General features: G+C 61.3%; 22 protein-coding genes and 1 pseudogene. 13 read left to right on the forward strand and 10 right to left on the reverse strand.

What is annotated here, in order from left to right; all coding sequences use genetic code 11:
- The first annotated feature begins 10 nt into the window (after nucleotides 1–10).
- Genes JS82_00820 through JS82_00830 form a run of 3 tightly spaced genes read left to right on the forward strand, consistent with a single transcriptional unit; the run spans nucleotide 11 to nucleotide 2,107 of the window.
- Nucleotides 11–640: a 30S ribosomal protein S2 gene (locus JS82_00820; protein ID QHK16759.1), complete on the forward strand. Its 630-nt coding sequence runs from the start codon at nucleotides 11–13 to the stop codon at nucleotides 638–640.
- A gap of 46 nt (nucleotides 641–686) precedes the next feature.
- A complete protein-coding gene (gene amrB / locus JS82_00825; GenBank protein QHK16760.1) occupies nucleotides 687–1,511 on the forward strand; it encodes an AmmeMemoRadiSam system protein B in 825 nt (274 codons plus the stop codon).
- A gap of 29 nt (nucleotides 1,512–1,540) precedes the next feature.
- Entirely contained in the window at nucleotides 1,541–2,107 is a 567-nt protein-coding gene (locus JS82_00830) for a zinc-ribbon domain-containing protein (protein ID QHK16761.1), read from the forward strand.
- Nucleotides 2,108–2,162: 55 nt separating this feature from the next.
- Here the strand turns inward: JS82_00830 and JS82_00835 are convergent, their stop codons facing one another.
- Both JS82_00835 and JS82_00840 read right to left on the reverse strand, forming a co-directional pair.
- Nucleotides 2,163–3,068 carry a glycerol dehydrogenase gene (locus JS82_00835; protein ID QHK16762.1) on the reverse strand — a complete coding sequence of 302 codons (906 nt, stop codon included), beginning with the start codon at nucleotides 3,066–3,068 and terminating at the stop codon, nucleotides 2,163–2,165.
- Nucleotides 3,065–4,351 (reverse strand): single-stranded DNA-binding protein, encoded by a 1,287-nt coding sequence (locus JS82_00840; protein QHK16763.1) that lies wholly within the window; start codon nucleotides 4,349–4,351, stop codon nucleotides 3,065–3,067. Before JS82_00840 ends, JS82_00835 begins: the two co-directional genes overlap by 4 nt.
- A 203-nt stretch (nucleotides 4,352–4,554) precedes the next feature.
- Here JS82_00840 and JS82_00845 point away from each other — a divergent pair, with 203 nt between their 5' ends.
- Nucleotides 4,555–5,628 (forward strand): DUF1297 domain-containing protein, encoded by a 1,074-nt coding sequence (locus JS82_00845; GenBank protein ID QHK16764.1) that lies wholly within the window; start codon nucleotides 4,555–4,557, stop codon nucleotides 5,626–5,628.
- 92 nt (nucleotides 5,629–5,720) lie between these two features.
- Here JS82_00845 and JS82_00850 read toward each other — a convergent pair whose 3' ends face one another.
- On the reverse strand, nucleotides 5,721–6,620 hold the full coding sequence (locus tag JS82_00850) for an EamA family transporter (protein ID QHK16765.1): 900 nt from the start codon (nucleotides 6,618–6,620) through the stop codon (nucleotides 5,721–5,723).
- A 120-nt stretch (nucleotides 6,621–6,740) separates the two neighbouring features.
- Between JS82_00850 and JS82_00855 the strand changes: the two genes are divergently transcribed.
- The 6 genes from JS82_00855 to JS82_00880 all read left to right on the forward strand — a co-directional run bounded on the left by JS82_00855 (nucleotide 6,741) and on the right by JS82_00880 (nucleotide 13,342).
- Complete coding sequence (locus JS82_00855; protein ID QHK18345.1) at nucleotides 6,741–7,901, forward strand: aminotransferase class I/II-fold pyridoxal phosphate-dependent enzyme; 1,161 nt, start codon at nucleotides 6,741–6,743, stop codon at nucleotides 7,899–7,901.
- A gap of 157 nt (nucleotides 7,902–8,058) precedes the next feature.
- Complete coding sequence (locus tag JS82_00860; GenBank protein ID QHK16766.1) at nucleotides 8,059–9,123, forward strand: aminotransferase class V-fold PLP-dependent enzyme; 1,065 nt, start codon at nucleotides 8,059–8,061, stop codon at nucleotides 9,121–9,123.
- A gap of 2 nt (nucleotides 9,124–9,125) precedes the next feature.
- Nucleotides 9,126–10,706 carry a phosphoglycerate dehydrogenase gene (locus JS82_00865; protein ID QHK16767.1) on the forward strand — a complete coding sequence of 527 codons (1,581 nt, stop codon included), beginning with the start codon at nucleotides 9,126–9,128 and terminating at the stop codon, nucleotides 10,704–10,706.
- A 2-nt stretch (nucleotides 10,707–10,708) separates the two neighbouring features.
- Entirely contained in the window at nucleotides 10,709–11,098 is a 390-nt protein-coding gene (locus JS82_00870; protein ID QHK16768.1) for a hypothetical protein, read from the forward strand.
- A gap of 8 nt (nucleotides 11,099–11,106) precedes the next feature.
- A complete protein-coding gene (locus tag JS82_00875; GenBank protein ID QHK16769.1) occupies nucleotides 11,107–12,987 on the forward strand; it encodes an ATP-dependent DNA helicase in 1,881 nt (626 codons plus the stop codon).
- 82 nt (nucleotides 12,988–13,069) lie between these two features.
- Complete coding sequence (locus JS82_00880) at nucleotides 13,070–13,342, forward strand: hypothetical protein (protein QHK16770.1); 273 nt, start codon at nucleotides 13,070–13,072, stop codon at nucleotides 13,340–13,342.
- Between the two features lie 18 nt (nucleotides 13,343–13,360).
- Here the strand turns inward: JS82_00880 and JS82_00885 are convergent, their stop codons facing one another.
- The 3 genes from JS82_00885 to JS82_00895 are packed head-to-tail and all read right to left on the reverse strand — an operon-like array spanning nucleotide 13,361 to nucleotide 15,141.
- On the reverse strand, nucleotides 13,361–13,984 hold the full coding sequence (locus JS82_00885) for a tRNA 4-thiouridine(8) synthase ThiI (protein QHK16771.1): 624 nt from the start codon (nucleotides 13,982–13,984) through the stop codon (nucleotides 13,361–13,363).
- A complete protein-coding gene (locus JS82_00890) occupies nucleotides 13,984–14,541 on the reverse strand; it encodes an RNA-binding protein (GenBank protein QHK16772.1) in 558 nt (185 codons plus the stop codon). Before JS82_00890 ends, JS82_00885 begins: the two co-directional genes overlap by 1 nt.
- A 6-nt stretch (nucleotides 14,542–14,547) precedes the next feature.
- The gene (locus JS82_00895; protein ID QHK16773.1) at nucleotides 14,548–15,141 is read right to left on the reverse strand and encodes a methyltransferase; all 594 of its coding nucleotides are present in this window, start codon (nucleotides 15,139–15,141) and stop codon (nucleotides 14,548–14,550) included.
- A gap of 450 nt (nucleotides 15,142–15,591) precedes the next feature.
- Here JS82_00895 and purH point away from each other — a divergent pair, with 450 nt between their 5' ends.
- Together purH and JS82_00905 are read left to right on the forward strand one after the other, a co-directional pair.
- A complete protein-coding gene (gene purH / locus JS82_00900) occupies nucleotides 15,592–17,145 on the forward strand; it encodes a bifunctional phosphoribosylaminoimidazolecarboxamide formyltransferase/IMP cyclohydrolase (GenBank protein QHK18346.1) in 1,554 nt (517 codons plus the stop codon).
- A 92-nt stretch (nucleotides 17,146–17,237) separates the two neighbouring features.
- Entirely contained in the window at nucleotides 17,238–18,254 is a 1,017-nt protein-coding gene (locus JS82_00905; GenBank protein ID QHK16774.1) for a hypothetical protein, read from the forward strand.
- 42 nt (nucleotides 18,255–18,296) lie between these two features.
- Here JS82_00905 and JS82_00910 read toward each other — a convergent pair whose 3' ends face one another.
- From JS82_00910 to JS82_00925, 4 genes and pseudogenes are all read right to left on the reverse strand, one after another.
- Nucleotides 18,297–18,791: a ferritin gene (locus JS82_00910; GenBank protein ID QHK16775.1), complete on the reverse strand. Its 495-nt coding sequence runs from the start codon at nucleotides 18,789–18,791 to the stop codon at nucleotides 18,297–18,299.
- A gap of 99 nt (nucleotides 18,792–18,890) precedes the next feature.
- Nucleotides 18,891–19,106: a hypothetical protein gene (locus JS82_00915; GenBank protein QHK16776.1), complete on the reverse strand. Its 216-nt coding sequence runs from the start codon at nucleotides 19,104–19,106 to the stop codon at nucleotides 18,891–18,893.
- A gap of 110 nt (nucleotides 19,107–19,216) precedes the next feature.
- Complete coding sequence (nadC, locus tag JS82_00920) at nucleotides 19,217–20,023, reverse strand: carboxylating nicotinate-nucleotide diphosphorylase (GenBank protein QHK16777.1); 807 nt, start codon at nucleotides 20,021–20,023, stop codon at nucleotides 19,217–19,219.
- A pseudogene (locus JS82_00925) lies at nucleotides 20,020–21,254 on the reverse strand (MBL fold metallo-hydrolase). The gene nadC and the pseudogene JS82_00925 overlap by 4 nt, the downstream one beginning before the upstream one ends.
- 344 nt (nucleotides 21,255–21,598) lie before the next feature.
- Here JS82_00925 and JS82_00930 point away from each other — a divergent pair.
- The gene (locus tag JS82_00930) at nucleotides 21,599–24,097 is read left to right on the forward strand and encodes a hypothetical protein (GenBank protein ID QHK16778.1); all 2,499 of its coding nucleotides are present in this window, start codon (nucleotides 21,599–21,601) and stop codon (nucleotides 24,095–24,097) included.
- The last annotated feature ends 36 nt before the right edge of the window (nucleotides 24,098–24,133 follow it).

The raw sequence follows: 24,133 nt of genomic DNA on the forward strand, positions 1-24,133 counted from the left end.
AGACTTTCAGATGACCGACGAGGAAATCCAACCTGTGAACAACGGCGACCTTCTGGTCGCAGAAGACATCTACCTGACCTCTGGAGTGCACATCGGTACCCAGCAGAAGTCCGCCGACATGAAGGACTTCATCTACAAGGTCAGGCAGGACGGACTGTACGTTCTCGACGTCAAGAAGACCGACGAGAGGATCAGGGCCGCCGCATCCTTCCTGAGCCGCTACGACCCCAAGAGGATCCTCGTGGTCTCCGCCAGGCAGTACGGACAGAAGCCCGCCAGGGAGTTCTCCAAGGCCATCGGCGCTCCCGCCTTCGCCGGACGTTTCGTCCCCGGAACCCTGACCAACCCCACCAACCCTGCCTTCATCGAGCCCGAGATCATCGTCATCACCGATCCCGCCGCCGACAAGCAGGCCCTCAACGAGGCCCTCAACCTCGGAATTCCGATCATCGCCATGTGCGACGCCAACAACGAGACCCGCAACGTCGATCTCGTCATCCCCACCAACAACAAGGGAAGGCGCGCGCTCGCCTGCATCTACTGGCTCCTGTCCAGGCAGGTCCTCTTCGAGAGGGGCGACCTCAAGGACCCCGAGGACTTCAACATGGAGATCGAGGACTTCGAGGCCAAGCTGGTCTGAATTCAGATACAAACAAACTTCTTCTCAAACCCCTTTCCACCTTCTCATGAGACAGCCTGCAGTGGCGGGACGCTTCTATCCCGACGATCCGGAAGATTTGGAGGAGATGATATCCTGGTGCTTCACGCACAGGCTCGGCCCCGGGCTCCCGGCACGCGTCGGGGACTCCAGGAGGATCTCAGGGGCCATGGCTCCCCACGCCGGATACATGTGTTCGGGGATGACCGCCGCGCGCACCTACAGGGCGCTGAAGGAGGACGGGCTGCCGGAGCTCTACGTGATCATCGGTCCCGACCACTACGGCACGGCCATGGGCAGGACCGTTATCTGTTCGGAGGATTTCGCGACCCCGCTGGGTGTGTGCAGGAGCGACAGGGAGGTGTGCTCGAGACTTGCCAGAAGGTTCCCGGACGATCCGCGTGCCCATTCCAGGGAGCATGCGATCGAGGTCCAGGTCCCGTTCATACAGTACATCGACCCCGATCCAAGGATAGTCGCGGTGACCATGGGGGTCCAGTCTCCCGGAAGCGCGGCGGAGCTGGCACAGGCCCTGAGGGAGGCTTGCGCCGACCGCGACACCGTGGTGATTGCGTCCACGGACATGTCACACTACATCCCCAAGTCGGAGGCCGCCAGGCTCGACGGAATGGTGCTAGACAGGGTCTCGGAGATGGATGTGGAGGGTATGTACAGGACGGTTTACGGGAGCAGGGTGACCATGTGCGGATACGGCCCGACAGCCGTGGCCATGCTGTTCTCGGAGGGTTGCGAATCCCGGATGCTCGGTCATACAGACTCATACGATGCGTTGGGGATGGATCCGGACGCTGTCGTCGGCTACGCTTCGGCGGTTTTCGAGCGTCGGAACTAAACTTTATAGTTCATCGTCCATTCATCCTCATGGAAGACAACCAGAACTTCTGTGTGCAGTGCGGACAGATCCTGGCGGAAGACGCCAAGTTCTGCCCGTCCTGCGGTGCGAGGGTCCCGGGAAGGAACCCGGAACTGGTTGAGCAGGACAGGCAGGCGGTGCGCGACGTCATGAAGTACCGCATGTACTGGGCCATCGCCCTGATGCTCATCTACTCCATCCCGTTCCTCATCATCGGCGTCTACCTGGCCGTCGATCTGGACAGCATCGTCAACATGATCATGACGGACCCGCTGTACGCCGACTACGTCGACTACTACGGATGGACCTACGACCAGCTGCACGACGTGCTCTACTACGCCAGCTTCGTGTACATCCTCTCCTCGGTCTGCGGAATCGTCTCCGCGGCGCTGTGCTGGAAGAGGACCCACTACTGGGTGGCGCTCATCCTGTGCGTCGTGTCCATGTTCACCGGCGCCATGGGCCTCTTCGCCCTGTTCATGGGGATGTTCGCCTTCTGGACCATCCTCACAAGCAAGCTCTCCTTCAGGGAGTATGAGGATCAGCTCGAGGGCGAGCTGAACAAGATCCAGTGATCGAAAACCGGTAAAACGTTTTCAGGGGAGGGTCTCCCCTCCCCGTCATATTTTCTCAGATGCGCTTCAGGTACCTGAGGTTGGGTTCGTAGACGAGTCCCTTGTCCATGAGGACGTTGGATATCTCCTCGAGCTCGATGCTGCTGATGCCCTCGGCCTCGGCGCGCCTCTCCAGTTCGTCCCTGGGTGCGCCCTTGCCGTCGGTGTCCAGCTCCTCGAGCATGTTGAGGATGATGTCCTCCAGCTGTCCGTGGTTGTGCTCCTCGGAGCCGCCGTTGTCGATGTCGATCTCGTCCGGCTCGTTGGACAGGTCCTCGGGGAATCCGAAGTCCACATCCCTCTCGGGCAGGAGCATGCGGAGGGCGTTCTGGATGGTCTTGAGGTACATCGCCGAGTCCGGAAGCTGTCCGTAGTTGTCCAGGGCGTAGAGCAGTCCCTCGGCCTCCGCCTCCGTCATGCCCATGGCGAGCAGGTCCGGGACCTTCGCGTCGGGCATCCCGAGGACGGTCTTGGCGTTCTTCAGCCTCCTCCACGTGGATTTGGCGGTCTCCAGCAGCCACTCGTTGCGGGTCTGCTCGTCGATCTTGATTATGTGCTCCGGCCTGACGGACACGAAGACCCTCTGGTCGTCGGTCGTGTAGGTCCTGACCCTGCCGACGGCCGCCACGAAGCACGGAGCCTCCAGGTCGGCCATCGCTGCGGACGCCTCGGGCTGGTACCTGCCGACGTTGATGTAGTAGTTCCCGCTGACGTCCTGCACCCTGACCTTCCACATCGGCTCGTCGGGCGATCCGATGTTCTCCTTCTCGGTCATGACCCCGGCGATGAGGACCCTGTTCATCTTGGCGCCGAGCGGCGACACGACGTAGGACGGCATCTTCTCCTCAGTGGCCTTGATCTCCAGCGAGGAGCCGTTGAGCTCCGTCGCGAAGACCCTCCATGCTGTCTCCCTCGAGTTCATATTGCCGCCTCCACCTCTGCGAGGAGCTTCTCTGCCTCCTCCTCAATGTTGACCTCGACGTTGTCGGCGGACCTGACTATCATGTTGGGTCCGTAGTCGTCGCTCATGACGTTGCCGGTGATGGTGATCCTGTGCATCAGGATCCTGCCCATGAGCTCCCTGGCGACGACGCCCTCGCCCTTCGCCGCGGCGAGGCCCTCGGCGGCCTTCATGGAGACGCCTGTGAGCTTCTCGGTGTCGGCCCTGTTGACGACTGCGCCGATGGCGCCGGTCCCGTCGTCAATGACTATCTTCATCCTGAGGTCAGGCACGCCGTCGACCTGTCCGTGCGCGGTGCACACCCCGTTGAGGATCGACCTGTTGCACTGGGGGCACCTCTTGATGAGCCCGCTGCCGCCCTTCATGTCGACGACGAGGCCCTCGAGTGTGATGTCGAGTCCCCCTCCGATTCTGGCTATCTCCGCGACGGTCTTCTTCGTGGACCCGGAGTCCACGATGTCGAACACGGCGTCGACCCTGCTGACCTCGCAGCGGTCGCCCATGTTCAGCTGGGGGATGCCCTTCCATGCGCGGATGTACGCGTTCTTGGCGCAGATGGTCTCCCCGACCTTGAGCTCGAAGTCGTGCCAGGCAGAGTACTGGATCTTGCCGGTGTCGTCGGCGATCAGTCCGGAGTAGACGGTCTTGGCCTCACCCCTGACGGTGATCTTCCTGGCCTCCGTGGAGACGATCTGTCCCGTGACGGTGACGTTCCCCATGCCCTCGCGGATGTCCCCGATCTTGCACTCCTGCGCGGAGAGCGATATTGTGCGGTCCGGCACGTCGAGGGTGACGCCGGGGGCCGGCTCGACCCTTCCGCGGTTGCCCAGGTTGATCTGCACCCTCTCGTTCCAGAGCTTGCAGTAGCAGTTCCTGAAGTAGTAGACGGAGCCCTTCTCCAGCATGACGCTGCCGGGCTCCCAAAGTGTGAACGAGGCCGTCGACGTCTCGTCCCCGAGGATTCCGGAGACGATGGTCTTGTTGAGCCCCTTGACCGTGATGTTCTTGCTCTCGACGTACACCACCTTGGCGAGGACGTCGACGTTCTGCTCCGTGCCGGAGAGGTCGGCGATCTTCTTCACCACCGAGGACGCGGTCACGAAAGAGGAGCTGTCGGAGCCGCCGTACTTCCTGATGATCCCGCGCTTGGCGGACTCGATGTTCACGTGGTAGTCGTTGAGGTACTTGTTCAGCTCGGCCTCGAGCTGTTCGTCGTCGATCTTGTCTCCGAGCACCCTTTTCATCTCTTCAATATGGGGTGTTAGTTCTGTTCTATCCAATGTATCGACCTCCCGCGAACGGGATGAATCACCATCGGTGAGGACCTATTTAATCCAAAGGAGGGGGTGTCCGAACAACCCCCGCCGGGGCCGAAAAACCCCTGAAACCACGTAGTCCACACGGTCCGGAGCCAACATAGTTAAATGGGCTAACGCAATAACTGGACATGGTTCCCAAGAGCAAAATCGAAGAGATTCTGGACGGGTACGACACCAGCGACATCACCATCGCCACGCTGTGCTCTCACTCGTCGCTTCAGATCTTCCACGGCGCGAGGAAGATGGGCTTCAAGACCCTTGGGCTCACCATAACTCATAGCACGAAGTACTACGACGCGTTTCCGCTCGCCAAGCCCGACGAGATCCTCAGGTACAAGGACTTCGACGACTTCGACGAGCGCACCGGGGAGCTGCTGGACAGGAACGTCATCATCATTCCCCACGGCTCCTTCGTGGAGTACATGGGGTCCCGCAGGTTCTCCGACATGGAGGTCCCCTCGTACGGGAACCGCGCGGTCCTGAACTGGGAGTCCGACAGGGACATGCAGAGGCAGTGGATCACCGGCGCCGGTGTCCCCATGCCCCGCCTGATCACAGACGCAAGGGAGATCGACGAACCCGTGATGGTCAAGTACCACGGCGCCAAGGGCGGAAGGGGGTACTTCATAGCAATGGACTATCCCGACTTCAAGATGTCAATCGACCCCACCCAGCCGTACACGATCCAGGAGTACTGTCTCGGGACCAGGTACTACATGCACTTCTTCTACGACCCGTTCAAGACCGACGGGTACAGGTGCGAGCAGGGCGGGTCCCTGGAGCTGCTCTCGATGGACAGGAGGGACGAGTCCAACATCGACGAGATGTACAAGCTCGGCTCCATAGAGGAGTCCAAGAGGCACGGCCTGTACCCCTCGTTCGTGGTCACAGGCAACACGCCGGTCGTCCTGAGGGAGTCGCTGCTCCCGAAGGCATTCGAGATGGCGGAGAAGATCGTCAACAAGTCCTACGAGCTCTTCGGAGGCATGTGGGGCCCGTTCTGCCTGGAGACCGTCGTCAACGACAAGCTGCAGTTCAAGGTCTTCGAGATATCCACGAGGATCGTCGCTGGAACGAACCCGTTCATCTCCGGGTCCCCGTACGCCGACCTGATCTACCCCGGCCTGAGCACCGGTGCCAGGATGGCCATGGAGATCAAGGACTCCATCACGCAGGGCCACTTCAAGGACATAATGTCCTGAGCCGGGTCACGGTACGCATCCGTTCGACAGCATCTGCCGTCAGCGTCAGCTCCGGCCACGCGCGGCCCGGGTTCTTCCCAGACGGTGTGCTGTCATCCGGCGGCGTTCTGTCTTCTGGGCTTTCCCGCGAACTCCGAAATGGCCAGTCCGGCAAGCGTCATCGCGGTTCCTACGACCATCAGCCAGGTCACCTCCTCGCCGAGGAATGCGGCGGAGGACACAACCGTCACGACCGGGATCATGTAGATGTACACGCTGGTCTCCACGGCCCCGAGGTTGCGGGTGGCGAGGCCCCAGGTCACGAAGCACATCGCCGACGCCACGATTCCCAGGAAGAGCATGTGGCCGAGCATCGACGGGTCGGCCAGGAGCCCGAGGTCGGGGTCGAACCCGAGGACCATGGCAGCGGGGATCATGAACAGCAGGCCGTAGGCGAAGGTCCTGCGCGTGGTCTGGACGGTCCCGTACCCGAATGTGCTGATCTTCCTGAGGATTACCGAGTAGACGGCCCAGACTAGCGCCGCCAGGAACGCGAGGGCGTCCCCGAGGGGGTCGAGGTGCATGTCCTGGCCGTTGAACATTATGAGGCATATCCCGGAGATGGCGACTACGAAACCGACGACGAACCCTCTGCCCAGGCGGTCGACGTACAGGACGCGCATCAGGATCGCGGTGAATAGCGGTGCCACAGCCACGATCACGCCCACGTTGGACGCCATGGTGTACGTGAGCGCTATGTTCTCCAGCAGGTAATACAGGCAGATCCCGCACAGCCCGGCACCGGCGAACCACAGCTCCTGCCGCCTGTCGGTCACGTGCATCAGCCTGGGGCAGATTATGCACAGGACGACGAACCCGATGCCCATCCTTATCAGGAGTATCTCCACGGGCTCGAAGCCCTCCAGCAGGGCCTTCGTCGACACGAAAGTGACTCCCCACACGAGGACCGAGAACAGCGCGGCGGCGTGCCCTGTCCAAACGGATTCGTCCATGAGTCCCCGAAGGACGCCGTGTATTTGGATGTCACCGCGGGTCCCGTCCGGTCACCGCATCCCCTTGACGGCCCGTCCGAAGCCTTTAAGATTAAACGCGTGCATGGGCGCGAACGAGGCATCCCAATGGTATCCAAGAGACTTCAGGAGATCCCCGCTTCAGGAACGATCGCAATATCAAATCTGGTAAGCCAGATGAAATCCGAGGGCATCGACATAGTCTCATTCTCGATGGGCGAGCCCGACTTCACCACCCCGGAGAACATCATCGACGCCTGCTGCGACTCGCTTCACAGGGGCTTCACCCACTACACCCCCTCGATGGGGATCCCGGAGCTCAGGAAGGCCATCGCCGACATGACGCGCACCAACAACAACGTGCCCTGCGACGCGTCCAACGTCCTGGTCACCCCGTGCAAGCAGGCCATCTTCATGACCATGCTGGCATACATCGATCCCGGCGATGAGGTCATACTGGCGGACCCGTCATGGGTTTCCTACGAGGCCTGCGTGCGTCTGGCCGGAGGGGTCCCCGTGTACGTTCCCACCAGGTTCGAGGACAACTTCGTCCTAGATCCCGCACTGGTGGAGGCGGCCATCACCCCCAGGACCAAGATGATCATCCTGAACACCCCCTCCAACCCCACGGGGGCCGTGATCCCCGCCGACGTCCTGAAGCAGATCGCGGACATCGCCATGGCCCACAACATCAAGGTGTTCTCCGACGAGATCTACGAGGCCATCGTGTACGAGGGCAAGCACACCTCCATCGCATCATTCCCCGGCATGTTCGAGAACACGATCATCGTGTCCGGGCTGTCCAAGAGCTACGCCATGACCGGATGGAGGCTCGGATGGGCCATCGCCCCCAAGGAGGACATCGCCAACATCAACAAGCTCCAGTCCCACTCCATCTCCTGCTGCGTCTCGTTCACCCAGGAGGCCGCGGTGGAGGCCATCACGGGACCGCAGGACTCCAAGATCGCGATGGTGAAGGAGTTCAGGAAGCGCCGCGATCTGGCACTGGACCTGATCTCGGAGATCCCCGGCATGGAGTGCAACGTGCCCCAGGGGGCCTTCTACCTGTTCCCCAAGTACTCCGTGGACATGCCCTCGGCCAAGCTGGCGGAGGTCCTGCTCAGGGAGGGCCATGTGGCCGTCACCCCCGGAACCGCGTTCGGGCCCGGAGGGGAGGGATTCTTCAGGGTCTCCTACGCCGCCTCCGAGGAGCAGATCCGCGAGGGACTCGGCAGGATCAAGAGGACGCTGGCACAGCTCTGATCCATTTCAAAACGCCGATGGTCCGGCCATCGGCGGATCCTTTTTCCACAGACCCGTCCGTCCCCACTTCGGAGAACAGGCGGGCCGGCACGCGCGCGCGTTTCTTATAGGACCTCTCAGATTACCTGACGTCGCCCTTCGGGCATGAGGGATTATATTGAGCAGGACTCTTTTCACGGTGGGACCCGTCTATGTGGCCCCGGACACTCTCGAATCGATGAACAAGCCGATGATCACGCACAGGTCCAAGGAGTACAAGGAGCTCCACGCCGACATCGTCGAGAAGATCAAGAAGACCCTCGACACCGACATGGAGGTGTTCCTCGTCGCCGGTTCCGCCACAGCCTTCCTCGAGGGGGTCATCAGGAACGGCGTGAGGGAGAAGTCCCTTGGCATCACAAACGGATCCTTCGGGAACAGGTCCATCGAGATCGGGGAGCTCAACGGAAAGACCGTGGAGAAGGTCCAGGTCGAGTGGGGCAAGGCGATGAAGCCCGCCGACATCGAGGGCAAGGTCACAAAGGACATCGAGATGGTCCACTGGGTCAGCAACGAGTCCTCCACCGGAGTGTTCAGCGACTCTGTCGCCCTGGCCAACGCCGTCAGGGAGCAGAACCCCGACGCCCTGATGATGGTCGACGCCGTCACATCCGCATACGCTATGGACATCAAGGTCAAGGAGATGGACGTCGACGCCGTCGTCTTCGGGACGCAGAAGGCTCTCGCCCTCCCGCCCGGACTCGCCATCCTGCTCTGCTCCGAGAGGCTCCTGGAGAAGGCCAAGACGGTCCCCAACCGCGGATTCTACACCGACCTGCTGAAGATCAAGAAGCAGAGCGACAACAACTACGCCCTCACCACGCCTCCCGTGTCCATCATGTACGGTCTGGACTACCAGCTGGACAAGGCCCTCAGGGAGGGCATGTCCGCCCGCTACGAGCGCCACCAGAAGATGGCCGACATGGTCCGCGCCTGGGCAGACAAGAACATGGAGGGCATCTTCCCCGAGAAGGGATACCAGTCCAACTCCATCGGGGTCATCAACAAGGGGGCGCTGGACTTCGACGCGTTCCATTCCAAGCTGAAGGCCAGGGGATACGAGATCTCCAACGGCTACGGCGACATCAAGGAGAAGACTTTCAGGATCGGACACCTGGGCGACACCACGCCCGAGATGGTCGCCGATCTCCTGTCCGTAATGGACGAAATTATGGAGGAATGAAGATGACATCAAAGATTCTGGTTTCCGACCCCCTCTCCGACGAGGGAATCGAGATCCTCAAGAACTCGGGTTTCCCGGTCGACGTGAAACCCGGACTCTCCGAGGACGAGCTCTGCGCCATCATCGGCGACTACGACTGTCTGATCATCAGGTCCGGCACCAAGGTGACCCCCAAGGTCATCGAGGCCGGGAAGAACCTGAAGGTCATCGGACGCGCCGGTGTCGGTGTGGACAACATCGACGTGCCCTGCGCCACCGACAAGGGGATCCTCGTCATGAACACACCCTCCGCGAACATCCTGTCCGCGGCGGAGCACTCCTGCGCCATGCTCCTCGCCCTTGCCAGGAACATCCCCTTCGCCCACGAGTCCATGCACAAGGGCGAGTGGAAGAGATCCAAGTACACCGGGGTCGAGCTCAACGGCAAGGTCCTGGGAATCATCGGTGTCGGTCGTGTCGGAGGCGAGGTCGCCAAACGCATGAAGGCGTTCAACATGACCATGATCGGATACGACCCCTTCCTCCCGAAGGAGGTCGCCGACTCTCTCGGCGTCAGGCTGACCACCCTGGAGGAGGTCATCACCACCGCCGACTTCATGACCATCCACACCCCGCTCCTGCCGGACACCAGGAACATGATCTCCCTGTCCCAGTTCAAGATGATGAAGCCCAACGCCAGGCTCGCCAACGTGGCCCGCGGCGGCATCGTCAACGAGGAGGACCTCTACACCGCACTGAAGGAGAAGATCATCGCCGGAGCCGCGTTCGACGTCTGGTGCAACGAGCCTCTCAGCGACGACGAGAAGAAGCTCCTGGAGCTGGACAACCTGGTCACCACCCCCCACCTGGGAGCTTCCACCGTCGAGGCCCAGGAGAGGGTCGCAGTCGAGATCGCCGAGCACGCCGTCATGTACCTGAAGGACGGCATCGTCTCCAACGCGATCAACGCGCCCCGCGGAAAGCTGGACGCCGAGACCGAGCCCTACATGCCCCTCATGGACAGGATGGGCAACCTCGTCCAGCAGATGGTCGGCAACCACCCGCTCGAAAAGCTGGAGCTCATCTACTGCGGCGGGCTCGCCGGCAAGCAGACCAAGCTGCTGACCGTCACAGCCGTCATCGGCTACCTCAGGAACATCATCGGAACCGCCAACATCATCAACGCCCTGCCCATCGCCAAGGCCAAGGGCATCGAGATCGCGGAGACCAGCAACGACACCGCCAAGGACTACGCCAGCGTCGTCGAGATCAAGTTCACCTCCCAGGGCAAGACCCGCTCCATCAGGGGAACCGTCATCGGCGGTCAGCCCAGGCTTGTCGGCGTCGACCAGTTCTCGTTCGACATCCCCATGAGCGGGGACATGATGTACCTGAGCTACAACGACGAGCCCGGAGTCATTGGAATCGTCGGAAACACGCTCGGAACGGCCGGGATCAACGTCGCGCAGATGACCGTCGGAAGGGACGGCGGCCGCGCCCTGATGTTCCTGACCGTCGACCAGAACATCCCCGAGGAAATCGTGGCGAAGGTCGCCAAGAACGTCGGCACCGACGACATCAAGTTCCTCGACCTGGTGGAGTGAAGATGGGCGTAGTGACCGTCGACGAGCTCACGCTCGCCATCAAGAACAGCATCGATTCCTCCCACGGGATGGTCGAGGAGCAGGCGTACATGCTCGCCCACCACGTGCTGAACTTCTTCGGGTACTCCGACAGGATCATCGACAACATCCTGGAGCCCGAGGACCGTGACGCCTTCTACATGCTGGAGGACGCGGGCATCCTCACCACCGAGAGGGAGGAGACCACGCTCTACGACGGAAGGGAGTGGAGGATCCACTACTGGCTGTTCAGAAGGGACAAGATCGAGACGATGCTGGTGAGGCCGCAGTCCGACGACACCGAGACCCAGCAGGAGGAGTCCGTCTACGCGGATCTGCCGGACGACATCTGGCAGCGCGGCGGCTCCGAGTGAAACCCGACATGCAGAGAGCGGACCTGTTCCCGTACGAGTACCGTCCCGGTCAGAGGGAGCTGGTCCGCTTCATTTCCAACACAGTTGACGACGGGATGAGTCCCGTCGTCGAGGCCGGCACGGGGACCGGCAAGACCGTCTCCGCGCTGGCCGCCACCCTCCCCACTGTTCTGGAGAGGGGGATGAAGGTCATCTACCTCACACGCACCAAGTCGCAGCAGAAACAGGTCATACGTGAAGCGGCGGCGATCGGCCACGGGATCCTCTGCGTGGGCCTCCAGGGCCGCACCGCGGCGTCATGCCCCATGATGAGGGACGATCCGGACCTCGCATCCGGAACGTCCGAGGAGATATCCAAGCTGTGCTCGGAGTACAAGCGCAGGGACGCCGGCGAGTGCAGGTGCAGGTTCTACGCTAACATCGAGCACACGGACATCGACTCCTGGGTCGAGAGGATCAGGGAGGAGCATCCGGAGCCGGAGGGCTTCGCGAGGATGTGCGAGGAGGCGGAGCTGTGCCCCTACGAGATGCTGAAGTACGCACTCCCCCATGCGGACGTCATAGCAGCATCGTACCCGTTCGTGTTCATGCCGCAGATCCTGGCCAGGCTCGTGGACTGGATCGGCATCCCACTGCACAGGACGGTCATCGTGGTGGACGAGGCACACAACCTCCCGGACTACCTCCGCGACGTCCAGACCTTCGAGTACAGCAGGGCGGCGCTGGATCTGGCCGAGAAGGAGGCCAGGGAGAACGGCGACAGCGAGGTCCACGAGGGGCTCACGGTGACAGACATCGTGGGGGTTCTCAGGGAGGTCCTCGGATACGCCGTCAAGGAGTATCTGATAGACGACGACGGGATCCTCCCCCCGTACTTCCTGGAGGACGAGCTCATGAGCCGCCTGGGGATGACGTCGGTCAGCATCATGCGCATCGTTCAGGCCCTGGAGGACATCGGCGACTCCGTCGCCGAGAGGAAGAAGCAGAGGCGCAAGCTCCCGCGCTCCTACATCGGGAGCATGGGGCGTTTCATGCGCGCCTGGCTGACGGGTTCGGAGGACTGCCACGTCAGACTTGTCCTGGGCGGGGACAATCCCTGCTTCCAGTCGTACTGCATGGATCCCTCCGGCGCCTCCGATCCTCTAAACGAGTGCTTCGCATCCGTCCACATGTCCGGCACCCTGGAGCCCATCGACGCCTACATCCGGGACATAGGCCTCGACCGTGCCGTCCCGACGACCCTCAACGGCTTCTTCCCCAGGGAGAACCTCCTGACGCTGTACAGTGACGAGGTCTCCATGAGGTACGAGGACCGTTTCATCGAGTCGAACTACGCCAGGCTCAGGCAGCTGCTCTACGACACGGTCAACTCGGTGAGGGTCAACACGGCCGTCTTCTTCCCGTCCTACCAGTTCATGGACCGTATGCTCGACGACGGCGTGGCGTCCGATCTGGGACGCGACATCTACTACGAGCGCAGGGACATGCCCCAAGAGGAGCTTATGGAGGTGTTCGACAGCTTCAGAACCTCGGAGGGCAGCGTCCTCTTCTGCGTGACCGGGGGGAGGATCAGCGAGGGGCTGGACTTCCCCGACAAGAGTCTGGAGCTGGCTGTGCTGATAGGCATCCCGTATCCCAAGCCCACGGCCAAGATGAGGGCCATGACGCGCTACTACGACGCCAAGTTCGGTGACGGGAGGCTCTATGTCTCAATCATCCCCGCGTCCAGGAAGATGAGGCAGTCGATTGGGCGCCTCATAAGGTCCGAGACAGATCGCGGCGTGGCCGTCATACTGGACCGCAGGGCTGCGAGCCTGAGAGACATCTCCCCGATGCTATGTGGGGACATCCCGGCGGCCGTGACCTCGTTCTTCTCCCAAGACCGCTGAGCCCGTTTGTGCATGCTCTATTACAAAAAGGATATTTTTCCATCGTCAAAATAATAAAGTACGCAACGATAACGGGCGTTCCATGGAGATAACAGTCGACGAGGATGTCAGACAGTACATCGCATCGCAGGGATGCGACTTCCGCATCTGCACTGCGTGCATGGGCCCGGCCCTCGTACCGGTCAGTGTCAAGGCCCCTAAGGAGACCGACATAAGGATCCCCGTGGGCGATCAGACCCTGTACATCTCCAGGATACAGGCCAGGTACATCACCAACGTCTCCATGGACATGATCTACGATGAGGACGACATCGACTCATGTCCCGCGTTCTACACGAGGGGCCGCTACTACTGAATCGGTATCGTAGTAGGATCAGACGAGCCTGGCGGCATCGGCGGAGGCGCGTGCCAGCGCGTCGATGTCGATCTTCTCGCTGAAGGCTGAGACCTTCTCGGGGTTGGCCTCGGTTATGGGTTTCATGGGAACGATGCTGCATCCATGTCCCGGTCTTATCGAGATCTCGTAGGTGCCGATGTCCTTGGCGATCTCCTCTATCTCCAGCTTGTCCATGCCGATGAGGGGTCTGACAACGGGGAAGTCCAGTCCGATGTTCTCCGACCTTATGTTCCTCAGGGTCTGAGAAGCCACCTGTCCGAGGGAGTCGCCCATGACGATCCCGGCGCATCCCAGTTTCTTCCCAAGCTCCCTCGCTGTCCTCTGCATCACGCGCTTGCACATGACGCACTGGTACGGCCTGTCGCATCCGCGGGCGATGGCGTCCTGGGACGGACCGTGCGGTGCGAAGTATAAGGGCATATCCTTGCCGGTGGCCTTTCTGAGCTGTTCGGCGAGGGCGATGGCGTCATCGGAGCTGGCATCCTCCGCATAGGGACGGTTGTCCATATGGAGGAGGATCACCTCCGCACCCTGCTGCGCCATCTTGTACGCGGCGACCGGGGAGTCGATCCCGCTGGACATCAGAGCTATGAGCTTCATCAGAGCTTCACGTCACCGTAATCGTCGGCCAGCTTCCTGGGCATGCTGTACTTGCACTCGGGGCAGTAGAGCCCGGTGCCCTTCTTGACCATCTCGGTCTTGCACTTGGAGCAGAGCGCCCTGATGCATCCGAGGTGGTCGTCCTTGGTGGTGAGCTGCAGGGACGGCTTGATGCCGGTGACCCTTGCCCTGATCATGTCCCCCTTCCTGAGCTCCTTGGAGACATCGTCGGTGTACTTGGGGGAAATCTTGGAGACGTGGATGGTGGCGTAGGTCTCTCCGCCGAGGGTCCTGTCGACGCCGTCCTTGGCCACGACGTCCGCGGTGGCCATGGTGTTCCTGATGTCGGCGACCACCGCATAGACTATGTCGCCCTCCTTCAGCACGTTCGGGGGGTTGGGGGAGACGACCTTCACGATGCACTCCTCGTCGTCGAACTCGACGACACCGACCTGGGATGCGTAGACCGTCCCGTCATCGGAGAACGTGCCCTCTCCTCCCATGTACTCCTCCTCGATCGCAACCTCGTCTCCGGGAAAAACCAGTTCTGAACTCATGATGAATCACCTTATGTTGACGACCGCGACGTCAACGCTCATTTTCGCCTTCTTATGGAATGAAAACGTATGCGGGATTTCGTACTTATAGGTTTTACGCCACGTCACCGTGCGTCCGCGGTCCCTGCAGAAGCCCTCGACGAACTCCAGCGTCTCGGCCATGTGTATGGAATAGACGCACTCGGAGCACTCCATCGCCTTATCCAGGAACGCGCGGTCGGCGTTGCGGTTCTGGCATCCGAACGGGGGGTTCATGAAGACAGTGTCCGCGCCCTCCTTGACGTCCCTGATGTCGGACAGGCGGAACTCCACGTCCGCGCCCGACGATTCGGCATTGATCCTGGCTACCCGCAGAGCGGATTCGGAGACGTCGTATCCCACGACCATACCGGCCCCGAGCATCCACGCGCCGATGGAGAACATTCCCGTTCCGCATCCGAGGTCCACGACCTTCAGGCCCTCTATGTCCCCGTTGCCGTACGCCGTGTACAGGATGTCCGCCGCGATGGTCGCCGGTGTCATGTACTGCTCCAGCGACGGGTCCGGATCTTCGAAGTTGCGGACGGACTGCAGCCTGATCTCGAGGTCCCTCTTCCTCATCCTCTTAGGGTAGGGTGAACACTCATATATCGGGCACGGTTCAAGGTGATATTCGGGTATGGAGGCAACTTCCAACCAATACTTCGATTTTCAGACGTGTGGCACATGACCCAGACATGCCTCCAGAGTCGTCGACAGTAAACGTCCAGTCTAAACAATTAAATACCATTCCAAACGTAAGGGTTGATTAGAAGTGCCTATCGGGTTCAGATGTCGAAGATAGGCGCGTTCGACCCTTACAAACGATTTACCGGAATCCGTTCGCGGGTTCCGGGAGCTTCGTTTCTTCTGATAATCCATGTCCCCACAGTCCGTTCGGACATGGGTCGGTTTCGTTTTTCGTCGCAGAACTGCGGTATTCGTACCGGTGCTGTGACAGATTTATTAAGAGGTACCCGATTCGAATCACGCATACAATGTTATGCGCACCTCGATTGAGGGGGTATACCACTGTCAAAAATCAGCAGAGCCATCATCAGCGTCTCGGATAAGACCGGCATCGTCGACTTCGCCAAGGAGCTGGCTGCCATGGGTGTCGAGATTATCTCGACGGGCGGGACGTACAAACTTCTGAAAGAGAACGGGATCGCGGTGACCGAGGTGGCCGAGGTCACGGGATTCCCTGAGATGCTGGACGGACGCGTCAAGACGCTCCACCCAATGATCCACGCAGGCATACTCGCCCGCAGGGACGTCAAGGAGCACATGGACGCCATCGCCGCCAAGGGGATCAAACCCATTGACATGGTCGTGGTGAACCTCTACCCCTTCAAACAGACGGTCCTCAAGGAGGGAGTCACGTTCGACGAGGTCGTCGAGAACATCGACATCGGCGGGCCCAGCATGATCCGCGCCGCCGCCAAGAACTACAAGTCCGTAGCGGTGGTCACGGACCCGAGGCAGTACTCCGACATCATCGCGGAGCTGAAGGACAAGGGTGAGATCTCCGACGAGCTCCACGGGAAGCTCATGGCGGAGGCCTTCGTGGACACCGCCAACTACGACAGCATGATCGCCTCCCAGATGTACAAGCACTTCTGCACAGGGTTCCCCGAGTCCTTCCCCATCCCGCTCGAGAAGGTCGAGGACCTCAGGTACGGCGAGAACCCCAACCAGGCCGCCGCGTTCTACAAGGACCCCTTCACACCCGGACCCACAGTGGCAAGGGCGGAGCACCTCCAGCACGGCAAGCAGCTGTCCTACAACAACATCCTCGACCTGGACAAGGCCATGGACATCTGCATGGACTTCGAGAGGCCCACCGCGGTGGTCATGAAGCACACCAACCCCTGCGGGCTGGCATCCGCGGACAACATCTACGACGCGTTCATGACGGCGTACAACGTCGACCCCCTCTCCGCCTTCGGATGCGTCATATGCCTCAACAGGCCCTGCACCGTGGAGGTCGCGAAGGAGATCTCCCAGCACTTCGTCGAGGCCGTCATCTGTCCCGACTACGAGGACGGCGCTATCGAGATCATGGAGGTCAAGAAGAACATCCGCCTGCTGAGGACCAACTGCCCCATCGGCCCCTCCGAGAGGGTCAGGGAGTACAAGATGAAGAAGGTCCAGGGCGGCATGCTCGTGCAGACCGACGAGGACGTCGTCATCGACCCCAAGAACCTCAAGGTCGTGACCAACCGCGCCCCCACCGAGGAGGAGGTCCACTCCCTGCTCTTCGCTTGGAAGCTGGCGAAGCACGTCACATCCAACGCCGTCGTCTACGTCAGGGGCGAGCGCGCCGTCGGAATCGGAGCCGGCCAGATGAGCCGCGTGGATTCCGCGAAGATCGCCACCATGAAGGCCAACGAGCCCACGCAGGGCTGCGTCATGGCCTCCGATGCATTCTTCCCGTTCAGGGACGGAGTCGACGAGGCCGCCAACGCGGGCGTCACCGCCATTATCCAGCCCGGAGGCAGCATCAGGGACCAGGAGGTCATCGATGCCGCCAACGAGCACAACATGGCGATGGTGTTCACCGGCTGTCGCGTGTTCAGGCACTGAAACTCAAGGCGGGGCCTGCCCCCGCCAAAACTCTTCATCCAATCCCGATCATTCCTGCATTCTCTTATATCTCGGTCATCGGATTAACGGTCATGGCTTGCACATGCGGATGCGGCAACAGTTACGACTTCAGGCCCATAGGCCATTGGATATGCCACAGGTGTCATGCGATCAACGACGCCGGCCCTTACGGCAGTCAGAGGCGGAGCAGCGTCATGGATCCCGACGAGGTGGACCGGATGGTCGTGGAGGGCATCGAGTTCGCAGAGCATGCCGACGCATCCGTGAGGGCGCATCCGGATTCATGGCAGGCGTGGTATTCGCTCGGAGCCACCTACGCCGCACGCGGCAATCTCATGGAGGCGGGGCTGGTCTGGACGAAGGCGGGGACCCTCGCAGGAACCGACGACGTGCTCGAGAAGCTCGTGGAACGCTGCTCCGAAAGGATGTCAGGATGTCTGTCGACGGTCGTCAAGAGCGGAGGGAAGACCAACCAGCCTTACATGTACGGCTTGGAGCACATGGCCCTAAGCCGCTTGGGAGGGCGTGTCTCATTCTGCAGGCGCACGTACGATGGTGTCTGCAGGGAGATAACCGGCATGCCGCCCAGAGAGGCCTTCGGGCTCAGGAACATGGCCTCGCTGATCCTGTTGCAGAGGACGATGGTCCTTCCGGACATCCGTGAGCATGTGCCGCTGCTCAGAACGGTGGTCGAAGATGCGGACGTCTTCCGCGAAGCATCCAAAAAGGGCTCTAATCCGATCAAGCGGATGATCTCCAGGAAGTCCTCCGAGTACACAGACCATCTCTCCGAGCCGTACCGTCTGGCCTTGGATGAGGTGGAGGGGGCCATCTCCGGTGTCGGCTCCGAAGAGCTGGACCGTCTCGCGTCTCTTCAACGTGACGACGGCACCGCCGCATTCGTGGGCAGGCTGTCCGCAGCCGTGAAAGCCGGTGCCGAGGTGGCGTATCTCCGCGCTACCAAGGCAGGTCAGTCCGAGATATCGGAAAAGGAGTCGGAGATGAGGGCGGACATCGACGCGTACGTGTCCATGTACATGTCAGGAGACGCCTCTGTCGTCAACGATCCGCCGATTTACATCGGCTGAGAGCCGATTGGGGTTTGAGGCCGGGTGTCCCCGGCCACGGGATCACTCGGATGCCCTGGATTTCATCTCGCTGTCGAGGTGGTAGAGGCCGAATCCGCCTTCCTTGGCGAAGAGCTGGTATTTGTCCACCAGTCCCTTGGCGTTCTTCTCCTCCTCGCACTGCTCGGCGATGAACCATTCCATGAACTGCATCGTGCGGTAGTCCTTCGCCTCGATGGCAGCGGCGTAGATCGCATGGATCAGTGATGTCACGTACTGCTCATGCTCGTAGGCGACCTTGAGGGGGTCGTCCAGCTCGGAGTAGGTCTTGTCAGGTTTGGCGATGGCCTCCAGGACGACCTTCTGGTCGTTGTCGTGGAGGTAGCGGTAGATCCTCATCCCGTGCTCCATCTCCTCGGCGGCCTGCACCTCGAACCAGTGGGCGAAGCCGTCCAGGTTCCTGTCGGTGTAGAAGTTGGCCATGTCGAGGTAGAGGTACGCCGAGTACATCTCCTTGTTGATCTGGTCGTTAAGAAGCTCATATACTTTCTTGTCCATGTTCTTCACTTCTCCTCCGACGACTGTATTCCGAGGGGTGGATGGGCAGCGACCGATAAACGGGTGTCGGTCGTCCGGCACATGCCGGACGGCTATGGATCACCTCTTGTTCAGCTCATCTGCGACCTCTTCCAGGTCGGCGGGGATGATGGGCTTTCCCTCGGCCTTCCTCTTCATATGTCCGCCCGGGCCGCCGCGGTCGATCCTCGCCTTCTCGAGGCATTCGGGGTCGTCGCAGACGAACGCGGCGTAGACGATGTTCTTGCAGGGTTTGCCGCAGTACTCGCAGACGTAGTCTTCCAGGTTCAGTACCATGCGTCCGTAATCTCGGAATGGGGATTAAAATTAGTCGGAGCTGGATCGTCCAGTCCGAATGGGCTGTCCGAAGGGCGGGACCGTCGCACGGCTCCCGCCCTCGGTACACATCAGTTTATGTCCATCGAGAACTGGATTGCGGGAGCGGAGTGGGTGAGGCATCCCATCGAGACGATGTCGGCCTTTCCGATGTACTCGGGGATCCTCTCGATGGTCATGTCGCCGGAGGCCTCGACCAGGATGCGGTCGTTGACCTTCCTCACGGCGTCGCGGATCTCCCCGGTGAGCTCGGGGCCGACGTTGTCTGCCATGATTATGTCCGCGCCCATCTCGGCGGCGGTCACGGCGTCTGCGACGTTGTCCACCTCGACCTCGACCTTGAGCGAGAAGGACGCTTTGGCGACCTTCTCCATCGCCGTCTTGACGGATCCGCAGGCGCGAATGTGGTTGTCCTTCACGAGGATCATGGAGTCCAGGTCGGCCCTGTGGGGGTCCCCTCCGGCGACCGCCACCGCCTTCTTCTGGAGCGGTCCGAATCCGGGCACGGTCTTGCGGGTGGCCGCGACGATCAGCTTCCCGTCGGCGGCCTCGACCGCACGGGCGGTGAGCGTGGCGACGCCGCTCATCGTCATGAGTATGTTGAGGGCGGTCCTCTCGGCGGTGATCATGCCGGCCAGCGGTCCGGATACGGACATGATGCGGGAACCCGCTTTGACGCGGTCCCCGTCCCTGTACATGGATGTCGCGTCCGCGCCGACGATGGCGAAGACCTCCTCGGCCTCCTCGATCCCGGCGACGACTGCATCTGCCTCGCAGGTGATGTATGCGGTGCCATCGGTGTCCGGGACGGTCAGGCGTGTGGTGACGTCGCCCTTCCCGACATCGGCTTTGAGAAACGCTCCCAGGTCCATGTTCACACGTCCAGCTCGAACTCCTCGCCGGTCTGGGGGAGGATGACGTTGTAGTCGCTGAGGTCGTCGAGGAACGCCTCCCTGTTCTCGGAGTGCATGATGATGACGTTGTCGGGGTCGCATCCCTTGACGAAGTCGACGATCTGGCTGTGGTCGGCGTGGGCGGAGAAGTCGTACTTCTGGAGCTCGCACTCGATCTTGACGATCTCGCCGTCGATGCTGACGCAGCCCTGCTCCATGAGCATCCTGCCGTTGGTGTCCTCCGCCTGGTATCCGACCAGGAGGATGGCGCTCTTGGGGTCGTTCCTGAGCTGGTTGAGGTACCTGAGGACCGGTCCTCCGTCGAGCATTCCGCCGGTGGTGACGATGATCTGTCCCTTGATCGCGGCGTCTCTGTTGGCGGGCCTCCTGACCTCGTGGAATCTCTTCTTGGCGTTCCTAAGCTGCCTGGCGTCCCTGAGGTACTCAGGGTAGTCCAGGAACAGGCGGGTCACGGCCCTTCCCATTCCATCGACCCACATCTCGTAGCCGAGGTCCTTCAGCAGGAGCATGATCTCCTGGGTCCTTCCGACTGCGAAGCAGGGGATCAGGACGGTCCCGCCACGGTCGATGACCTCGTCGATCTTCGCGATGAAGTCCTCCTCGGTCTGCTTTCTCGGAGGGTGGTTGCGTCCACCGTAGGTTCCCTCGATGAAGAGGTTGGTGCAGTCCCTGGGCTTGGCTCCGCCGACGAGCCTCTGGGTCTCGGTGTGGATGTCTCCGGAGTAGATGGTGGTGCTGTCGCGGCTGAACTCGAACATCGCGGCACCGGGGATGTGTCCGGCGTCGAGCATGCTGACGTCCACGTGGTTGATCGTTATGTCGTCCCCGTAGGTCATGGGGACCACGCTCTGCATCGTCTTCTCGATGTCGTCCATCGAGTAGGGCTGGACGTAGTCCTCCGCCTTGGCGATCTTGAGCGTGTCTTTCATCATGAGCTCGGAGATCTCAGCGGTGAGCGGGGTGGTGAACAGGTCGCACCTGTCCCTTCCGACGACCTGGGGCACCATGCCGCAGTGGTCGAGGTGGGAGTGGGTTAGGAACATGTAGTCGATCTTCGGTGCAGGGATGGGGAACTCCGGGGGTTTAGTGGGGCTAAGTCCGTACTCCACCAGGACGGTCATGCGTCCCCCTCCATCGTCATTCCCATGCGGCCGACCATGTCAGCGCCGCCGAGGAACTTGAATCTCATTTTCATTCGTCTCATCTCCTTTTCGTAATGCCTCCGAGGAGGGCTTTGTGAAAGGGGGCGAACCCCCCTTGACTGTGATTGATGATACAGGATGCGCATCCCGTATTATAAGGATGTAAAAAGGGTAGCGGGAATCCATATATCAACTTTGGGGGAGAACCTTCAGTAATGGACACTGTCAGTTCAACATAGCCAGACATCCCTAAACGGGGGTTCAACGGACGAACGCGTTCCGATATGGATGAACGTTTAATCCAGGGTCATGTGCGGATGCGAATGAGCCAGACGTTCCAGTTTCACGCACTCGCGCGTGATAACCGTTAAATGTGCCATCAGCCTTATAGCGGGGCATGGGAGCGCTCGATAAGAGGATATTCAGCGGCGTGGCTATAGTGTCCGCGTTGCTCTTCGTCGTGGCGGCGGTGATGCTCCTCGCCAACGGTGGCGAGGTGGTCGACGACGCCAACGACATCGCACTATACATCGTGACCGTGGCCGGGATCATGGCCGTCGTTTATGCCGTGGCCCTGATGATGGACCGTTCCAGCTTCGTCAGGACCATGAGCGGTGTGCTCACGGCGATAGCAGGCATAATGTTCCTGGCCGTTCCGTTCGTCGGCGAGAGCACAGGCATGCTTCTCGCGGCGGCGTCCATCGTCGCCGCCATAGCGATCGTCGCCGACATGCTCGCCCTCTGGGTGTCGCGCATATACGGTGCCATGTACGTGGCCGCCGTCCTCGCCGCGGTCGATCTCGCGATGGGCGTACTCTACTTCGCCGGCAGCCCCCAGATCACTTATCACGCAATCACGTTCATAGCGTTCGGAGTCTGGCTCGCCCTCTCCGCATACGTCACAGGCTTCGTGAAGGTCGAGTCCGCGGTCAAGACCAGGGAAGTCAAGGAGGACAAGCAGTCCAACAAGGCCAGCAAACCCCAGGCTAAGAACACGAAGGCCACGAAGAAGGCCAAGAAGCCCGAGAAGAGGCCCGAGGAGAAGCCGAAGACGGCGGAAGTCCCCAAGGACGAGGCCAAGGAGGCTCCGAAGGAGGAGCCCAAGGCCGCGGAACCCAAGAGGGAGGAGGCCCCCAAGGAGGAGCCCAAGTCCGAGCCGGCAGCCGAGGAGAAACCCAAACAGAGGCCCGCACCCAGGCCGGTAACTCTTCCGAACAGGCAGAAGCCCGAGGAGAAGCCGAAGACGGCGGAAGTCCCCAAGGACGAGGCCAAGGAGGCTCCGAAGGAGGAGCCCAAGGCCGCGGAACCCAAGAGGGAGGAGGCCCCCAAGGAGGAGCCGAAGTCCGAGCCCGTCGGAGAGAAGAAGGCCGCCGAGAGCGCTGACGGCCAGAAGCCCCCTGCGAAGTCCATGAACGACTTCATGAAGAAGCTCATGTCCTCGGAGAACGCCAACAGGGTCAAACACGACGCTCCGAGAGAGGTTCCCAAGGAGGAGCCCAAGGCCGCGGAACCCAAGAGGGAGGAGGCCCCCAAGGAGGAGCCGAAGTCCGAGCCCGTCATCGAGCAGACCGCTGTCCGCGAGGTCTCGGAGCCTGTCGTCGAGGAGCAGCCCGTCATCGTCGAGGAGCAGCTCGAGGATGTCGCTGTCGAGGAGCCCATCGTTGAAACAATCGAGGAGCCGGAGGGGGCCCCCATCGAGGATACCCCAGAGCCAGAGGAACACGAGTCTGAGGAGTCTGCAGTGGAGGCCGTCGTAGCCGAGCCGATCCAGGACGTTGTCATGGACGAGGCCTCCGAGGAGCCCGAAGCCGTCCCCGAGGATTCCGTCCCGGAGCCCGTCGTCATCGAGCAGGAGCCCGAGGAAATCACAACGGAGGAGCCTGCCGAGTCCCAGCCCGACTGGTCCATGGTGAGCCATGACGCATCACAGGTGGACGAGCCTGTCGAGGACATGGCTGACGACGTATCCGACGAACAGGAGGCAGTCGAGGAGACCGTCCCCGAGGAACCGGTCGTCCAGGAGGAGTCCGAGCCCGTCATCGACGAGCCAGAGGCCGCGTATCCGGACGATGCCGAAGAGGCAGCAGAGGATGCACCGATCCAGGAGGCCGTCGTAGCCGAGGCCGTCATTGAGCAGGAGATTCAGCCCGAGGCCGAGGTCATTGCCGAGGAGCCAATCACCGAAGCCATTGACGAGTCCGAGGAAGCTCCAGTCGAGGAGCAGGCAGGCGAACCGGTCGATGCTTCCACAGCAGACGAGGCCTCCGAGGAGCCCGAAGCCGTCCCCGAGGAGCCTGCCGAGTCCCAGCCCGACTGGTCCATGGTGAGCCATGACGCATCGCAGGTGGACGAGCCCGCCGAGGAGCCAATCACCGAAGCCATCGACGAGCCCGAGGAAGCTCCAGTCGAGGAGCCTGTCATGCAGGAGTCCGAGATGCCTTCCGAGAATGTCGCAGAGGCGCCCGAGCAGATCGTCGAGCCCGAGGCCCCGCAGCAGAGTTCCGAGCAGATCCAGTCATCCGGAGAGATGGACGTCGAGTCCGGGGCTGTCACGGAATCAGGAGAGGAGGTCCTCGGCGAGGACCTGTACACGGACTACTCGCCCGAGGCGGTCGTCCGCAGAGCGGCATGGAACAAGGGCCTGAGATGCAGGCGCGGATACGGACCTTACAACATCCCGGTCGCCTTCGTGAAGGGCAAGGTCGCCGTATTCGTCGACGACGGGGACGCCGACACATCCATCGACTCCAAGCTGAGGGAAGAGGGATGGACGGTCCTCAGGTACGATTCGTCCACGATCACCGACGGAAAGGCCCAGGGGGAGGAGATCGCCGCGGCGGTCAAGTCCAACCTGCGCAGCGCCAAGGCCGCTTCCAAGAAGAAGTCCAGGAAGTGACGTCAAACGACGGGGGCATCCCCCGTCTTCCCCCTT

This window comes from Methanomassiliicoccaceae archaeon DOK, from assembly GCA_009911715.1.
Lineage (GTDB): Archaea > Thermoplasmatota > Thermoplasmata > Methanomassiliicoccales > Methanomethylophilaceae > Methanoprimaticola.

Coding starts and splice junctions, on each gene's coding strand:
- JS82_00870 (QHK16768.1), top strand. CDS start 10,709: ATGGGCGTAGTGACCGTCGACGAGCTCACGCTCGCCATCAAGAACAGC.
- JS82_00865 (QHK16767.1), top strand. CDS start 9,126: ATGACATCAAAGATTCTGGTTTCCGACCCCCTCTCCGACGAGGGAATC.
- amrB (QHK16760.1), top strand. CDS start 687: ATGAGACAGCCTGCAGTGGCGGGACGCTTCTATCCCGACGATCCGGAA.
- JS82_00850 (QHK16765.1), bottom strand. CDS start 6,620: ATGGACGAATCCGTTTGGACAGGGCACGCCGCCGCGCTGTTCTCGGTC.
- JS82_00880 (QHK16770.1), top strand. CDS start 13,070: ATGGAGATAACAGTCGACGAGGATGTCAGACAGTACATCGCATCGCAG.
- JS82_00910 (QHK16775.1), bottom strand. CDS start 18,791: ATGGACAAGAAAGTATATGAGCTTCTTAACGACCAGATCAACAAGGAG.
- JS82_00845 (QHK16764.1), top strand. CDS start 4,555: ATGGTTCCCAAGAGCAAAATCGAAGAGATTCTGGACGGGTACGACACC.
- JS82_00890 (QHK16772.1), bottom strand. CDS start 14,541: ATGAGTTCAGAACTGGTTTTTCCCGGAGACGAGGTTGCGATCGAGGAG.
- JS82_00840 (QHK16763.1), bottom strand. CDS start 4,351: ATGAAAAGGGTGCTCGGAGACAAGATCGACGACGAACAGCTCGAGGCC.
- JS82_00885 (QHK16771.1), bottom strand. CDS start 13,984: ATGAAGCTCATAGCTCTGATGTCCAGCGGGATCGACTCCCCGGTCGCC.
- JS82_00905 (QHK16774.1), top strand. CDS start 17,238: ATGGCTTGCACATGCGGATGCGGCAACAGTTACGACTTCAGGCCCATA.
- JS82_00895 (QHK16773.1), bottom strand. CDS start 15,141: ATGAGGAAGAGGGACCTCGAGATCAGGCTGCAGTCCGTCCGCAACTTC.
- JS82_00915 (QHK16776.1), bottom strand. CDS start 19,106: ATGGTACTGAACCTGGAAGACTACGTCTGCGAGTACTGCGGCAAACCC.
- JS82_00835 (QHK16762.1), bottom strand. CDS start 3,068: ATGAACTCGAGGGAGACAGCATGGAGGGTCTTCGCGACGGAGCTCAAC.
- JS82_00930 (QHK16778.1), top strand. CDS start 21,599: ATGGGAGCGCTCGATAAGAGGATATTCAGCGGCGTGGCTATAGTGTCC.
- JS82_00820 (QHK16759.1), top strand. CDS start 11: ATGACCGACGAGGAAATCCAACCTGTGAACAACGGCGACCTTCTGGTC.
- JS82_00875 (QHK16769.1), top strand. CDS start 11,107: ATGCAGAGAGCGGACCTGTTCCCGTACGAGTACCGTCCCGGTCAGAGG.
- JS82_00830 (QHK16761.1), top strand. CDS start 1,541: ATGGAAGACAACCAGAACTTCTGTGTGCAGTGCGGACAGATCCTGGCG.